Source organism: Rhodococcus sp. 11-3 (genome assembly GCF_023704055.1).
Lineage (GTDB): Bacteria > Actinomycetota > Actinomycetes > Mycobacteriales > Mycobacteriaceae > Rhodococcus > Rhodococcus aetherivorans.
The window spans coordinates 3,327,352-3,342,906 of record NZ_CP080406.1 but is presented as its reverse complement, the minus strand read 5'-3'; the positions used below and the strand labels follow the sequence as shown (position 1 = coordinate 3,342,906).

Genomic DNA, 15,555 nt, shown 5'->3' with positions numbered 1-15,555 from the left:
AGGACACCGCACTGCCGGTGGACCGGGCGGCCACCACCGGCCCCGAGGGAACGCTGCCGGCGCGGCCCGACGGCGGCGCCGAGGTGATCGGCGTCCGCACGGGCATGTTCGGGGTCCGCGGCAGCGGCGACACCTCCGGCTACGGGCGGCTCGTACGCCCGGTGACCCTGCCCGGGAGCACCCCGCGCCCGTACGGCGGGTACTTCGACGACGTGGCCGACGCCCTGCACGCCGCCGTCACCGAGTCCGGGGTGGATGTCGAGGCGGCGATCGAGAAGGTCGTCGTCCACCGCGGTGAGCTGACCTTCCACGTCCGTCGCGAGCACCTTCCCGAGGTGGCCCGGCGGTTGCGCGACGAACCGGACCTGCGCTTCGAACTGTGCCTCGGCGTCGACGGGGCGCACTACCCGCAGGACACCGGCCGCGAACTGCACGCGGTGTACCCGCTCATGTCGATCACCCACAACCGCCGCATCCGGCTCGAGGTGTCGGCCCCGGACGCCGACCCCCACATCCCGTCGCTGTACGGGGTGTATCCGACCAACGACTGGCACGAGCGCGAGACCTACGACTTCTTCGGGATCGTGTTCGACGGCCACCCGTCGCTGACCCGCATCGAGATGCCCGACGACTGGTCGGGGCATCCGCAACGCAAGGACTATCCGCTCGGCGGCATCCCCGTCGAGTACCACGGGGCGGAGATCCCGCCGCCCGACGAGCGGAGGGCGTACAGCTGATGACCGACATCACCGAGGGGCCGGTCCACACCGTCGTCGGCGAGGACTGGGACAGCATCGTCGAGGCCGCCCGCGCCTCGGCCGCCGACCGCGGCGACGAACGCATCGTGGTCAACATGGGGCCCCAGCACCCGTCGACCCACGGCGTCCTGCGGCTCGTGCTCGAGATCGAGGGCGAGACCGTCACCGAGGCCCGCTGCGGAATCGGCTACCTGCACACCGGCATCGAGAAGAACCTCGAATACCGCACCTGGACCCAGGGCGTCACCTTCGTCACCCGGATGGACTACCTGTCGCCGTTCTTCAACGAGACCGCCTACTGCCTCGGCGTCGAGAAGCTGCTCGACATCACCGACGCGATCCCCGAACGGGCCACCGTGATCCGCGTGCTGCTCATGGAGCTCAACCGGATCTCCTCGCACCTCGTCGCCCTGGCCACCGGCGGCATGGAACTCGGCGCGATGACCGCGATGTTCCTCGGTTTCCGGGAGCGGGAACTGATCCTCGACGTGTTCGAGACGATCACCGGTCTGCGCATGAACCACGCCTACATCCGTCCGGGCGGGCTCGCGCAGGACCTGCCGGCCGGGGCGGTCGAGAAGATCCGCGACCTGCTCGACCTGCTGCCCCGGCGGCTGCGGGACATGGCGGACCTGCTCAATGAGAACCACATCTGGAAGGCCCGCACCCAGGGCATCGGCTACCTCGACCTGACCGGCTGCATGGCCCTCGGCATCACCGGCCCCGTCCTGCGCTCGACCGGCCTGCCGCACGACCTGCGCAAGTCGCAACCGTACTGCGGCTACGACACCTACGAGTTCGACGTGTGCACCGACACCGGATGCGACGCCTACGGCCGCTACCTGATCCGGATCGACGAGATGAAGCAGTCGATCAGGATCGTCGAGCAGTGTCTCGACCGCCTGCGACCCGGGCCGGTCATGGTGGAGGACAAGAAGATCGCGTGGCCGGCCGACCTGTCCCTCGGCGCGGACGGTCTCGGTAACTCCCCGGAGCACATCCGGAAGATCATGGGCAACTCGATGGAGGGCCTGATCCACCACTTCAAGCTCGTCACCGAGGGTTTCCGCGTCCCACCCGGCCAGGTGTACACCGCCGTCGAGTCCCCGCGCGGGGAACTGGGCGTGCACATGGTCAGCGACGGTGGCACCCGGCCGTACCGGGTGCACTTCCGGGACCCGTCCTTCACGAACCTGCAAGCGGTGTCCGCGATGTGCGAGGGCGGCATGGTCGCCGACGTCATCGCCGCGGTCGCCAGCATCGATCCCGTGATGGGGGGAGTGGACCGTTGACGCAGGAGCAGCGAGTAGCGATCGAGCCGGACCCGGCCCCCGGCCCGGTGTTCATCCAATTCGGCCCACGACCCGAGGAGCGGACCCGATTGGTGCGGCCGGGCGCCCGCGAGCGGTACCCGGCGGACGTGCGGGCCCGCCTCGAGACCGACGCCGCGGAGATCATCGGCCGCTACCCGCAGCCACGCTCCGCCCTGCTGCCGCTGCTGCACCTGGTGCAGTCCGAGGACGGGTACATCACCCCGGCCGGCGTCGAGTTCTGCGCCGACCGGCTCGGGCTCACCGGCGCCGAGGTCGGCGCGGTGGCCACGTTCTACTCCATGTACCGGCGCGAGCCCACCGGCGACTACCTCGTCGGCGTCTGCACCAACACCCTGTGCGCGATCATGGGCGGCGACGAGATCCTCGAAGCGCTCGAGGGACACCTCGGGCTGCGCACCGCAGCCGCCGGCACCGCGGAGGACGCCGCCGGCGACGCCACCGAGGCCGGCACCATCACCCTCGAGCACCTCGAATGCAACGCCGCCTGCGACTTCGCACCCGTCGTGATGGTCAACTGGGAGTTCTTCGACCACCAGACCCCGGACTCGGCCCGCGCGCTCGTCGACGACCTGCGCGCCGGCCGCCCCGTCACGCCCACCCGGGGCGCACCGCTGTGCACCTTCCGGCAGACCGCCCGCATCCTCGCCGGGTTCCCGGACGAGCGTCCCGGCGCCCTGGCGGCGGGCGGCAGCGCGGGTGCGGCATCGCTCGCGGGCCTGCGCATCGCCCGTGAGCGGGGCATGCGGGCCCCCGCGCCGGAGCCGGACCAGTCCTCCGACCCGGGCCCGGTCGCCGGACCCCGATCCGAAGGAGGCTGACGTGCCGTTGACCCCTGTCCTGAGCCGGTACTGGGACGAGCCCGAGTCCTGGACACTCGATACCTACCGCCGCCACGACGGATACGAGGGCCTGCGCAAGGCACTGCGCATGCCCCCGGACGAGGTGATCGCCACCGTCAAGGAGGCGGGCCTGCGCGGCCGCGGCGGCGCCGGCTTCGCCACCGGCGTGAAGTGGAGCTTCATCCCCCAGGGTGACGGCAAACCCCACTACCTGGTGGTCAACGCCGACGAATCCGAGCCGGGCACCTGCAAGGACATGCCCCTGCTGCTGGCCACACCGCACGCGCTCGTCGAAGGCGCCGTCATCGCGGCGTACGCCATCCGCGCCGCGCACGCCTTCGTCTACGTCCGCGGCGAGGTGGTGCCGGTGCTGCGCCGGCTGCAGGCCGCGGTCGCCGAGGCCTACGCCGCAGGCTTCCTCGGCCGCGACATCCTCGGCAGCGGCTACGACCTCGAACTCGTCGTGCACGCCGGCGCCGGGGCGTACATCTGCGGTGAGGAGACCGCGCTGCTGGATTCCCTCGAGGGCCGACGCGGCCAGCCCCGGCTGCGCCCGCCGTTCCCCGCCGTCGCGGGCCTGTACGCGCGCCCGACGGTCGTCAACAACGTCGAGTCGATCGCGAGCGTGCCGTCGATCCTCCACAACGGGATCGAGTGGTTCCGCTCCATGGGCACCGAGAAGTCACCGGGCTTCACGCTCTACTCCCTGTCCGGTCACGTGACGACACCCGGCCAGTACGAGGCGCCCCTGGGAATCACCCTGCGGGAACTGCTCGACTACGCGGGCGGCGTGCGGGCCGGGCACCGGCTGAAGTTCTGGACCCCCGGCGGCTCGTCGACGCCGCTCTTCACCGACGAGCACCTCGACGTCCCGCTCGACTACGAAGGCGTCGCCGGGGCCGGCTCCATGCTGGGCACCAAGGCACTGCAGATCTTCGACGAGACCACCTGCGTGGTGCGCGCGGTGCTGCGCTGGACCGAGTTCTACGCGCACGAGTCGTGCGGCAAGTGCACACCGTGCCGGGAGGGCACCTACTGGCTGGTGCAGATCCTGCGGCGGCTCGAGCGAGGCGACGGAACCGGAGCCGACCTGGACAAGCTGCTCGACCTCTCCGACAACATCCTCGGCAGGTCGTTCTGCGCACTCGGCGACGGCGCGACCAGCCCCATCACGTCGTCGATCAAATACTTCCGCGACGAGTACCTGGCGCACTTCGAGCACGGCGGCTGCCCGTTCGACCCGCACCTGTCCACCCTCATGGCGGGGGCCGGTGCGGGCCGACCGAACGACGGGGGTACGCGATGAGCGTCCACACCAACCACGACACCACCGGCCTGCCGACCCCGCCCGATCTGGTGACCGTCGTCGTCGACGGCGTCGAGATCAGCGTCCCGAAGGGCACCCTCGTCATCCGCGCCGCGGAACTGCTCGGCGTCCAGATTCCCCGATTCTGCGACCACCCGCTGCTCGAACCCGTCGGCGCGTGCCGCCAGTGCCTGGTCGACGTGGAGGGCCAGCGCAAGCCCGTCGCCTCGTGCACAACCCCGGTGACGGACGGCATGGTCGTGCACACGCAGCTGACGTCGCCTGTGGCCGACAAGGCGCAGAAGGGCGTGATGGAGCTGCTGTTGATCAACCATCCGCTGGACTGCCCGGTCTGCGACAAGGGCGGCGAATGTCCCCTGCAGAACCAGGCAATGTCGAACGGGCGTGCCGAGTCCCGCTTCACCGAGGTCAAACGCACGTTCCCCAAACCGATCTCGCTCTCCTCGCAGATCCTCCTGGACCGCGAGCGATGCGTGCTCTGCGCCCGGTGCACACGGTTCTCCCAGCAGATCGCCGGCGACCCCTTCATCGAACTGATGGAACGCGGCGCCCTGCAGCAGGTCGGCATCTACGAGAAGGAACCGTTCGAGTCCTACTTCTCCGGCAACACCGTGCAGATCTGCCCGGTCGGCGCGCTCACGGGGGCGGCCTACCGGTTCCGCGCCCGGCCGTTCGACCTGGTGTCGAGCCCGAGCGTGTGCGAACACTGTGCCAGCGGCTGCGCCCAGCGCACCGACCACCGGCGCGGCACGGTGCTGCGCCGGCTGGCCGGTGACGACCCGCAGGTCAACGAGGAATGGAACTGCGACAAGGGCCGGTGGGCCTTCACCTACGCCACCCAGCCCGACCGCCTCACCACCCCGTTGGTCCGGGGCGACGACGGCACGCTCGCACCCGCCTCGTGGCGCGACGCCCTGCGGGTCGCCGCCCGCGGACTCACCGCCGCGCGCGGCCGTACCGGCGTGCTCGTCGGCGGCCGCGTCACCGTCGAGGACGCGTACGCGTACGGCAAGTTCGCGCGTATCGGCCTGGACACCAACGACATCGACTTCCGGTCGCGTCCGCATTCCGCGGAGGAGGCACAATTCCTGGCGGCCCGGGTCGCCGGGCGGTGGCCCGGCGCCGGCGCCGTGACCTACGACGACCTCGAGAACGCCCCCGCGGTGCTGCTCGCCGGATTCGAGCCCGAGGACGAGTCGCCCATCGTGTTCCTGCGGCTGCGCAAGGCGGTCCGCAGGCGGGGGCTGGCGGTGCGCGCGATCGCACCGTTCGCGAGCCGTGGCCTCGAGAAGCTGTCCGGCCGGCTCCTGCCGGCCGTCCCGGGCGCCGAACCGGACCTGCTCGACACCCTCCGCCTCGCCGGTCGGCCCGGACACCGGGACGAAGCGGACACCGCCGAGCTCCTGCGCCGACCCGGTGCGGTCGTCCTGGTGGGGGAGCGGCTGGCCGCGGTGCCGGGGGCGTTGTCGGCCGTCGGCCGTCTCGCCGACGACACCGGCGCGCGGCTGGCGTGGATCCCGCGGCGGGCCGGTGAACGCGGTGCGCTGGAGGCCGGGACCCTGCCGGGACTTCTGCCCGGCGCCCGACCGGTCACCGACGCCGACGCCCGACGCCAGGTCGCCGCCGTCTGGGGCGTGCCGGACCTGCCGCCGTCCGCCGGCCGGGACACGGCGCAGATCCTCACCGACGCCGCGTCGGGCACGCTCGGAGCCCTGGTGATCGGCGGGGTCGACGTCGACGACCTGCCCGACCCGCACGCCGCCGTCGCCGCGGTCGACGCCGCCGGCTTCGTCGTCAGCCTGGAACTGCGGCGCAGCGCGATCACCGACCGGGCCGACGTCGTCTTCCCCGTCGCACCCGCGATGGAGAAACCGGGAACCTTCCTCGATTGGGAGGGCCGGGCGCGCCCCTTCGCCGCCGCGTTGCGCAACACCGGCGCCCTGCCGGATCAGCGGGTCCTCGGCGCGATCGCCGACGAGATGGGCGTCCGCCTCGGCCTCGTCGACGCCGCGGCGGCTCTCGACGAGCTCGTGGCGCTGGGTTCCTGGGACGGCGCACCTGCCGGTCCGCCGGACGTCGCGCCGCGGGACCGCCCGCAGCCGGGCCCCGGTGAGGCGGTGCTCGCGGGATGGCGGATGCTCCTCGACCGCGGACGGATGCAGGACGGCGAACCGCATCTCGCCGGGACCGCCCGCCGGCCGGTGGCCCGGCTGTCCGCCGTCACCGCCGCCGAGATCGGCGCCGACGCCGGGGATCCGGTGACCGTCGCGACGGACCGGGGCTCGATCACGCTGCCCTTGGCGATCGCCGACATGCCCGACCGGGTCGTGTGGGTGCCGCTCAATTCGCCGGGATGCGCGGTGCATCGGCAACTGGCCGCGTCCGTGGGGGACACCGTCCGGATCCGCCGGGGCGACGCCCGGTCGCAGGAGGTGACCGATGAGTGACGCCGTTCTGTTCGGCGCCGCGGCGGTGCCGGTTCCCGGTGCCCTGTCGGCGCAGTCCGGGTACCCCGATCCGGCGTCGTTCGGTCAGGATCCGTGGTGGCTGGTCGTCGTCAAGGCGGTGGCCGTCTTCGCCTTCCTGGTGTTGACGGTGCTCGTCGCGATCCTTGCGGAGCGAAAGATCCTGGCGCGCATGCAGATGCGGGTCGGCCCGAACCGGGTGGGCCCGCGCGGGTTGCTGCAGAGCCTCGCCGACGGCGTCAAACTCGCCCTGAAGGAGGGCATCGTGCCCGCGGGCGTGGACAAACCCATCTACGTCCTCGCGCCGATCATCGCGACAGTGCCGGCGTTCATGGCGTTCGCCGTCATCCCGCTCGGGCCGGTGGTCTCCGTGTTCGGCCAGCGCACGCCGCTGCAGTTGACGGACCTGTCCGTGGCCGTGCTGTACATCCTCGCGGCCACCTCGATCGGCGTCTACGGCATCGTGCTCGCCGGCTGGGCGTCCGGGTCCACCTACCCGCTGCTGGGCGGTCTGCGCTCGACGGCGCAGGTGATCTCCTACGAGATCGCGATGGCCCTCTCGTTCGCGGCCGTCTTCCTGCTGTCGGGCACGCTGTCCACCTCCGGCATCGTCGCCGCCCAGGACGGCGTCTGGTACGTCTTCCTGCTCCTGCCCTCGTTCCTGATCTACGTCACGGCGATGGTCGGCGAGACCAACCGGGCACCGTTCGACCTGCCCGAAGCCGAGGGCGAACTCGTCGGCGGCTTCCACACGGAGTACTCGTCGCTGAAGTTCGCGATGTTCATGCTCGCCGAGTACGTCAACATGGTGACGGTCTCGGCGCTGGCCACCACCCTGTTCCTCGGCGGCTGGCGCGCGCCGTGGCCGCTGAACATGTGGGAGGGCGCGAACTCCGGCTGGGTGCCGCTGCTCTGGTTCGTCCTCAAGGTGTGGGGATTCCTGTTCCTGTTCGTATGGTTGCGCGGCACACTGCCCCGGCTGCGGTACGACCAGTTCATGAACCTGGGCTGGAAAGTGCTGATTCCGGTGGCGCTCGCCTGGATCATGGTCGTCGCCGTGATCCGCGTCCTGCGCACGGAGGGCCTGGACCGGTGGCAGATCGTCCTCGCCGCGGCGGGTGTCGTCGTCGCCCTGGCGGTGCCGTCGCTCATGTGGAACCGCATGCGCGCCGGCCGCCCCCGGCCCACCGGGACCCCCGGCGGGACGGCGGCCCCTCCGGTTGCGGCGACCGCCGAGCCGTTCGACCCGATGGCCGGGGGCTTCCCCGTCCCGCCGCTGCCCGGCCAGACGCTGCCGCCGCGGCAGCGACGCACCCCCGTCGCCGCAGCCGCCGAGGGCGGCGCCGGGCGCCGTTCCGATCCGACCACCGAGGAGAACCGCGATGCCTGACTTCCTCGATCCCATCGCGGGATTCGGAGTGACCTTCAGGGCGATGTTCCACAAGGCCCAGACCGAGCGCTACCCCGAGCAGAAGGAACCGACCGCACCGCGCTACCACGGCCGACATCAGCTCAACCGCCATCCCGACGGACTGGAGAAGTGCATCGGGTGCGAACTGTGTGCCTGGGCGTGCCCCGCCGACGCCATCTACGTCGAGGGTGCGGACAACACCGACACCGAGCGATACTCGCCGGGGGAGCGCTACGGACGCGTCTACCAGATCAACTACCTGCGGTGCATCGGGTGCGGGCTGTGCATCGAGGCCTGCCCGACGCGGGCGTTGACCATGACCAACGAGTACGAGATGGCCGACGACAACCGGACCGACCTGATCTACGACAAGACCAGGCTGCTCGCGCCGCTCGCGCCCGGCATGGCCGCCCCGCCCCACGACATGTACCCGGGCACGACGGACGAGGACTACTACCTCGGCACGGTGACCGAGGCCGCGCCCGGCACCACGTCGGCCGCCGACGGAACCGTCGAAGCCGACCGGGAACCGACGCAGCCGCGAGGCGGCCGCGATGTGGCGTGACCGGCGGAGAGGGGAGTGGTCTCGATGGACCCGATGACTCCGGCGCTGCTGGCGGCCGAGGCCTTCACCCGCACGTCCACCGGTGAGGCCGTGCTGTTCTGGATCCTCGGAACACTCGCGGTGATCGGCGCACTGGGCGTCGTCACCGCGACCAAGGCCGTGTACTCGGCGATGTTCCTCGCCGTCACCATGATCATCCTCGCGGTGTTCTACATCGCCCAGGACGCGTTGTTCCTCGGCGTCGTGCAGATCGTGGTGTACACGGGGGCGGTCATGATGCTGTTCCTGTTCGTGGTCATGCTCGTCGGCGTCGATTCCTCCGACGCGCTCGTCGAGACCCTGCGCGGCCAGCGGGTCGCCGCGATCGCGGCCGGCCTCGGATTCGGGCTGCTGCTCGTCGGCGGTCTCGGCAACGCCGCCGTCGGGGAGTTCGCCGGCCTCGACGACGCGAACGCCGCAGGCAACATCGCCGGCCTGGCCGAGCTGATCTTCGTACGGTACGTCTGGGCGTTCGAACTCACCGGAGCCCTGCTGATCACCGCCACGATCGGCGCCATGGTCCTCGCCCATCGGGAACGCTTCGGGCTGCGCAAGACCCAGCAGGAACTGTCGCAGGAACGCTTCCGCGCCGGCGGCCGCGCCACCCCGCTGCCGAGTCCCGGGGTCTACGCCCGCCACAACGCGGTCGACGTGCCGGCCCGGCTGCCCGACGGATCGTACTCGGACCTGTCGGTCAGCGAGGTGCTCCGGCGGCGGGCGATGTCCGCCGACGGAGCAGCCGGCCCACGCGCGGGCGACGCACCCCGACGCGGCTCGTCCGGTGAGGAGGGATCGCGGTGAACCCCGAGAACTACCTGTACCTGTCCGCCCTGTTGTTCACCATCGGTGCGGCCGGTGTCCTGCTGCGCCGCAACGCGATCGTCGTGTTCATGTGCATCGAGCTCATGCTCAACGCCGCGAACCTGGCGTTCGTCACGTTCGCCCGCATGCACGGCAACCTCGACGGTCAGGTCATCGCGTTCTTCACCATGGTCGTCGCCGCCGCGGAGGTCGTCGTCGGCCTGGCGATCATCATGACCATCTTCCGCGCCCGGCGTTCGGTGTCCGTCGACGACGCCAACCTCCTGAAGTACTGACGACCCCGGACAGCCCGTCCGCACACGCACGAGGAGGAGACTGTGCCCGAGACGACCGCGCCCGAGACGACCGCGCCCGAGACGACGGCCCGCGCCGGCGGCGCCCCGACGGGCGGACCGGCATGAACGGCGGAATCTCGTCCACCGTCTGGCTGCTGCCCGCGCTGCCGCTGCTCGGCGCGGCCGTGCTGCTGCTGGCCGGCCGGCGCAGCGACACGTGGGGACACCTGCTCGGATGCGCGACGGCACTCGCCTCGTTCGCGCTCGGGGTCGCCCTCTTCGTCGACATGCTCGGCCGCGACGCCGCCGACCGTGCCGTGAACCAGAGCCTCTTCGAATGGATACCGGTCGCGGGCCTGCAGATCGACTTCGGGCTCCAGCTCGACCAGCTGTCGATGTGCTTCGTGCTGCTGATCACCGGCGTCGGCTCACTCATCCACATCTACTCGGTCGGGTACATGGCACACGGCCCCGACCCCTCGGGTCGCTCCGCCGGCTCCGCTCCGGATGCGTCGGGTCGCTCCGCCGGCTCCGCTCCGGATGCGTCGGGTCGCTCCGCCGGCCCCGCTCCGGATGCGTCGGGTCGCTCCGCCGCTCCCGGGCGCCGGTTGTTCTTCGCCTACCTCAACCTCTTCCTTGCGGCGATGCTGCTGCTCGTCCTCGCCGACAACTACCTCGGCCTGTACGTGGGCTGGGAGGGTGTCGGTCTCGCCTCGTACCTGCTCATCGGGTTCTGGCAGTACAAGCCGTCCGCCGCAACCGCCGCGAAGAAGGCGTTCGTCGTCAACCGCGTCGGCGACATGGGCCTGGCCGTCGCCATGATGATCATGTTCGCGACGTTCGGTTCCGTCACCTTCGACGACGTCTTCGGCGGGGCCGAGGGTGCGAGCGACGGCGTGCTCACCGCACTCGGCCTCGTGCTGCTGCTCGCCGCCTGCGGCAAGTCCGCGCAGGTGCCGCTGCAGTCCTGGCTCGGTGACGCGATGGAAGGCCCGACACCGGTGTCGGCGCTGATCCACGCCGCTACCATGGTCACCGCGGGCGTCTACCTGATCGTCCGGTCCGATGCGATCTTCGACCTCGCCCCCACCGCGCAACTCGCCGTCGTGCTCGTGGGCGCGGTGACCCTGCTGTTCGGGGCCGTCATCGGCTGCGCCAAGGACGACATCAAGAAGGCGCTCGCCGCGTCGACGATGAGCCAGATCGGCTACATGGTCCTCGCCGCCGGCCTCGGTCCCGCCGGGTACGCCTTCGCGATCATGCACCTGCTCACCCACGGCTTCTTCAAGGCCGGACTGTTCCTCGGTGCCGGATCGGTGATGCACGGGATGAACGACGAGGTGAACATGCGCCGCTACGGCGGCCTGCGCACCGTCATGCCCGTCACGTTCGTCACCTTCGGCCTCGGCTACCTCGCGATCATCGGCATCCCGCCGTTCGCCGGCTTCTTCTCCAAGGACAAGATCATCGAGGCCGCCTTCGGAGCGGGCGGCGCCGAAGGCGTCGTCCTCGGGACGGCCGCCCTGCTCGGTGCCGGCATCACCGCGTTCTACATGACGCGGGTGATGCTGATGACCTTCTTCGGCCGGCGTCGCTGGGCCGCCGACGTCCATCCCCACGAGGCGCCGGCCGTGATGACGGTGCCCATGATCGTGCTGGCCGTGGGTTCGGTCGGCGCCGGTGCTGCGCTCAGCCTGGGGGGAGCGCTGCAGAACTGGCTCGAGCCGGTGGTGGGGACGTACGAGGCCGAACACCTGCTGCCGGTGTGGGTGACCACCGCCCTCACCCTCGCCGTCGTGCTCGCCGGTGCCGCGGTGGCCTACCGGCAGTACGCTCGGCGCGACATTCCCGAGGTCGCCCCCGCCGAGGTATCGGTGTTCACCGTCGCCGCCCGCAGGGATCTCTACGGCGACGCGGTCAACGAGGCGGTGTTCATGCGGCCCGGACGGTCCCTGACCTCGACCCTGGTGACCGTCGACGACAAGGGCGTCGACGGCGCGGTCGACGGGATCTCCGCCACGGTCGGCGCCTTGTCCGCCCGGATGCGGCACCTGCAGACCGGTTTCGTGCGGTCCTACGGCTTGTCCATGTTGGTAGGCGCGGCCGTCGTGGTCGCGACGATGGTGCTGGGGAGGCTGTAGTGGACGACTTTCCCTGGTTGACGACCCTGTGGGTGGTTCCGCTCGTCGGTGCCGTCGTCGTGCTGGCGCTTCCCGCCGGCATGCGAAGCCTCGCCAAGACGACGGCGCTGGCGGTCGCGGCCGTGGTGCTCGTACTGGCCTGCGCACTGGCGGTCGGATTCGATCCGGCAGGTGAGCAGTACCAGTTCGTCGAATCCCACGAGTGGATTCCGGCCCTGGGCACCCGATACACGCTGGGCGTGGACGGTATCGCGCTCGTGCTGGTGCTGCTGACCGCGGTGCTGCTTCCGCTGCTGATGCTGGCGGGCTGGAACGACGCGACACAGGCCGAGTCCGCCGCGACCGCCCGGGGATCCGCGCCGCGGCGCACCACGCAGCTGTACATGGCGCTGATGTTGACGGTCGAGGCGATGGTGATGGTGTCGTTCACCGCCCTCGACGTGCTGCTGTTCTACATCTTCTTCGAAGCGATGCTCATTCCGATGTACTTCCTCATCGGAGGATTCGGGGATCGTCTCGGGGATCGCACGCAGCGCTCCCGCGCGGCGGTGAAGTTCCTGCTCTACAACCTGTTCGGCGGACTGATCATGCTGGCCGCGGTCATCGGGCTGTACGTGGTCACCGCCCGGCAGGGCGCCGGCACCTTCGACTTCCGGGACATCGTCGCCGCCGTGACCGGCGGCGGTCTCGGCGCCGACGCCGTGGTGCTCCACGCGCTGTTCCTCGGCTTCATGTTCGCCTTCGCCGTGAAGGCACCGTTGTGGCCGTTCCACACCTGGCTGCCCGGCGCCGCGGTGCAGGCCACCCCGGCCGGGGCGGTGCTGATGATGGCCGTGGTCGACAAGGTCGGCACGTTCGGCATGCTGCGCTACTGCCTGCAACTGTTTCCCGAGTCGTCGGTGTACTTCGCGCCGGTGATCGTCACGCTCGCGGTGATCGGCATCGTCTACGGCGCGGCGGTCGCCATCGGCCAGACGGACGTGATGCGCCTGATCGCCTACACCTCCATCTCGCACTTCGGGTTCATCATCCTCGGCATCTTCGCGATGACCAGCCAGGGGCAGGCCGGTTCGACGCTGTACATGGTCAACCACGGCATCTCCACCGCGGCGCTGTTCCTGATCGCCGGGTTCCTCGTCTCCCGGCGGGGATCCCGCGCGATCGCCGCCTACGGTGGCGTCCGCAAGGTCGCCCCCGTCCTGGCCGGCACGTTCCTCGTCGCGGGACTGGCGACCCTGTCCCTTCCCGGCCTGGCGCCGTTCGTCAGCGAATTCCTGGTGCTGATCGGCACGTATCCGCGTTACCAGGTCGCTGCCGTGTTCGCAGTGCTCGCACTCGTCCTCTCGGCGATCTACGTGCTGTGGCTGTACCAGCGCATGATGACCGGACCGGTCACCGACGGCAACGAGCACGTGTCCGATCTGGTGCCCCGCGAACTAGCCGTCGTGGTGCCGCTCATCGCGTTGCTCCTCGTCCTGGGCGTGTATCCGAAACCCGCCCTCGACGTGATCACCCCGGCGGTGAGCCGGGTCCTGGTCACGGTCGACCAGCCCGATCCGGCGCCGCCCGCGCCGGCCGAGCCCGTCGCGGGCGGCGGGACCGGGCCCGACACTCACGGAGGGACGCACAGGTGACTCTCTCGGACGGCACCACCGTTCTCGCTCAGGCGATTCCGGCCCCCGACCTCGAATACGGCCCGCTCTCTCCCATGCTGATCGTGTTCGGGGTGGCCGTCGCCGCAGTGCTCGTCGAGGCGTTCGTTCCCCGCCGCGGCCGGTACGCGAGCCAGCTGCTGCTCGCGCTCGGCGGTCTCGTGGCCGCGTTCGTGGCCGTCGTCGTGCTCGCCGCGGGGCTGGACTTCTCCGCCGAGGCCGCGCCCGGGTACACCGCCGCGGTGGACGCGGTGGCGGTCGACGGGCCCACTCTGTTCCTGCAGGGCACCATCCTGCTCGTCTCGATCCTCGCGGTGCTGCTCGTCGCCGAACGCGGAATCGAGCCGGGCGCCCGCGGCGCCACTGCGGGGGGACCGGGCGCGGCGGCGGCGACGGGCGCCGGCGGTGCCGACGCATTCGCCCCGCAGGCGTCCGCGGTGCCGGGCAGCCTCGCCGAGCGCGAGGCCGCCGCGGTGGGGATGTCGCAGACCGAGGTCTTCCCGTTGGTGCTGTTCGCGGTCGGCGGGATGCTGCTGTTCCCGGCCTCGAACGACCTGCTCACGATGTTCATCGCGCTCGAGGTCCTGTCGCTGCCCCTGTACCTGCTGTGCGGCCTGGCCCGGCGGCAGCGCCTGCTCTCGCAGGAATCGGCACTGAAGTACTTCCTGCTCGGCGCGTTCTCCTCGGCCTTCTTCCTCTTCGGCGTGGCGCTGCTGTACGGCTACGCGGGCACGGTCCGGTTGGCGGGCATCGCCGACGCCGTCGCGGGCCGCGCGGACGGGGACACACTGGCATTGATCGGCGCGGCGATGCTCGCGGTGGGCCTGCTGTTCAAGATCGGGGCGGTGCCGTTCCACTCGTGGATCCCCGACGTCTATCAGGGGGCGCCCACACCGATCACCGCCTTCATGGCGGCGGCCACCAAGGTCGCGGCGTTCGGCGCGATGCTGCGGGTGTTCTACGTGGCGCTGCCCGGGCTGCGCGACGACTGGCGTCCCCTGCTGTGGGGCGTCGCGATCCTGACGATGGTGGCGGGATCGGTGCTGGCCGTGACGCAGAACGACGTGAAGCGGATGCTGGCCTACTCGTCGGTCGCCCACGCCGGCTTCATCCTCACCGGCCTGATCGCCGCCGACCGGGCGGGGCTGGCGTCGACGATGTTCTACCTGTTCGCCTACGGATTCAGCACCCTCGGCGCGTTCGCCGTGGTGACCCTGGTCCGCGACGATCTCGGGGAGGCGACCCACATGTCCCGCTGGGCGGGGCTCGGCCGGCGCTCACCCCTCGTCGGCGCGGTCTTCGCCCTGTTCCTCCTCGCGTTCGCCGGCATCCCGCTCACGAGCGGGTTCGTCAGCAAGTTCGCCGTGTTCGGGGCGGCGGCGGGCAGCGGAGCCGTTCCACTCGTGATCGTCGGCGTGGTCAGCAGCGCGATCGCGGCGTACTTCTACGTGCGCGTCATCGTGCTGATGTTCTTCGACGAGCCGGACCGCGACGCCCCGACGGTCGTGGTGCCCAGTGTGCTGACAACCGTCGCGGTCGCCGCCGGGGCGGTGATAACGGTGGTGCTCGGCGTCTTCCCGCAGCCGCTGCTCGATCTCGCGGATCGCTTCGCGGTGTTCCTCGGCTGACCGCCGCGTCACCCGGCGGTCGCGGCGCGGCGGCGTCCGGTTTCCGCCGACCGCGTCGATCAGGCCGTAGTCACGGGCCTGCTCGGCGGTCAGGATCCGGTGTGCGCGCATGTTCTCGGCGATCTCTTCCACGGGGCGCCGGCAGACGTCCGCGAGGTGTTGCTGCAGTGCCCGCAACTGCTGCCGGTCGGGCTCGACGTCGTGCGGCCACAGCTGCACCGGGTCGTCGCCGGAGGTGTCGAGCAGCGCGAGCGTGGTCGAGACGACCCGTCAGCCGGACGATCCGTCGGTCGCACAGC

Annotated in this window: 12 protein-coding genes; all 12 read left to right on the top strand. The window is 70.9% G+C overall.

Annotated elements, in window-relative coordinates; translation table 11 throughout:
* Nucleotides 1–53: 53 nt before the first annotated feature.
* The 12 genes from KZJ41_RS15690 to nuoN all read left to right on the top strand — a co-directional run bounded on the left by KZJ41_RS15690 (nt 54) and on the right by nuoN (nt 15,256).
* A complete protein-coding gene (locus tag KZJ41_RS15690) occupies nt 54–737 on the top strand; it encodes an NADH-quinone oxidoreductase subunit C (protein WP_231386022.1) in 684 nt (227 codons plus the stop codon).
* Nucleotides 737–2,050, top strand: a complete 1,314-nt coding sequence (gene nuoD, locus KZJ41_RS15685; RefSeq protein ID WP_006931006.1) for an NADH dehydrogenase (quinone) subunit D — start codon at nt 737–739, stop codon at nt 2,048–2,050. Before KZJ41_RS15690 ends, nuoD begins: the two co-directional genes overlap by 1 nt.
* On the top strand, nt 2,047–2,910 hold the full coding sequence (nuoE, locus tag KZJ41_RS15680; protein WP_006931005.1) for an NADH-quinone oxidoreductase subunit NuoE: 864 nt from the start codon (nt 2,047–2,049) through the stop codon (nt 2,908–2,910). The genes nuoD and nuoE overlap by 4 nt, the downstream gene beginning before the upstream one ends.
* A 1-nt stretch (nt 2,911) precedes the next feature.
* Entirely contained in the window at nt 2,912–4,237 is a 1,326-nt protein-coding gene (gene nuoF / locus KZJ41_RS15675; RefSeq protein WP_006931004.1) for an NADH-quinone oxidoreductase subunit NuoF, read from the top strand.
* On the top strand, nt 4,234–6,705 hold the full coding sequence (locus tag KZJ41_RS15670; protein ID WP_065922528.1) for an NADH-quinone oxidoreductase subunit G: 2,472 nt from the start codon (nt 4,234–4,236) through the stop codon (nt 6,703–6,705). Before nuoF ends, KZJ41_RS15670 begins: the two co-directional genes overlap by 4 nt.
* On the top strand, nt 6,698–8,113 hold the full coding sequence (nuoH, locus tag KZJ41_RS15665; RefSeq protein WP_084648626.1) for an NADH-quinone oxidoreductase subunit NuoH: 1,416 nt from the start codon (nt 6,698–6,700) through the stop codon (nt 8,111–8,113). The genes KZJ41_RS15670 and nuoH overlap by 8 nt, the downstream gene beginning before the upstream one ends.
* Entirely contained in the window at nt 8,106–8,699 is a 594-nt protein-coding gene (nuoI, locus tag KZJ41_RS15660) for an NADH-quinone oxidoreductase subunit NuoI (protein ID WP_029543953.1), read from the top strand. The genes nuoH and nuoI overlap by 8 nt, the downstream gene beginning before the upstream one ends.
* Before the next feature lie 33 nt (nt 8,700–8,732).
* Nucleotides 8,733–9,539, top strand: coding sequence for an NADH-quinone oxidoreductase subunit J (locus KZJ41_RS15655; protein WP_170914106.1), 807 nt, complete (start codon nt 8,733–8,735; stop codon nt 9,537–9,539).
* Entirely contained in the window at nt 9,536–9,835 is a 300-nt protein-coding gene (nuoK, locus tag KZJ41_RS15650; RefSeq protein ID WP_006930999.1) for an NADH-quinone oxidoreductase subunit NuoK, read from the top strand. Before KZJ41_RS15655 ends, nuoK begins: the two co-directional genes overlap by 4 nt.
* A gap of 122 nt (nt 9,836–9,957) precedes the next feature.
* Nucleotides 9,958–11,976: an NADH-quinone oxidoreductase subunit L gene (gene nuoL / locus KZJ41_RS15645; RefSeq protein WP_084648627.1), complete on the top strand. Its 2,019-nt coding sequence runs from the start codon at nt 9,958–9,960 to the stop codon at nt 11,974–11,976.
* Nucleotides 11,976–13,610 (top strand): NADH-quinone oxidoreductase subunit M, encoded by a 1,635-nt coding sequence (locus KZJ41_RS15640; RefSeq protein ID WP_065922529.1) that lies wholly within the window; start codon nt 11,976–11,978, stop codon nt 13,608–13,610. The genes nuoL and KZJ41_RS15640 overlap by 1 nt, the downstream gene beginning before the upstream one ends.
* Nucleotides 13,607–15,256 carry an NADH-quinone oxidoreductase subunit NuoN gene (nuoN, locus tag KZJ41_RS15635; RefSeq protein WP_065922530.1) on the top strand — a complete coding sequence of 550 codons (1,650 nt, stop codon included), beginning with the start codon at nt 13,607–13,609 and terminating at the stop codon, nt 15,254–15,256. The genes KZJ41_RS15640 and nuoN overlap by 4 nt, the downstream gene beginning before the upstream one ends.
* Nucleotides 15,257–15,555: the final 299 nt, after the last annotated feature.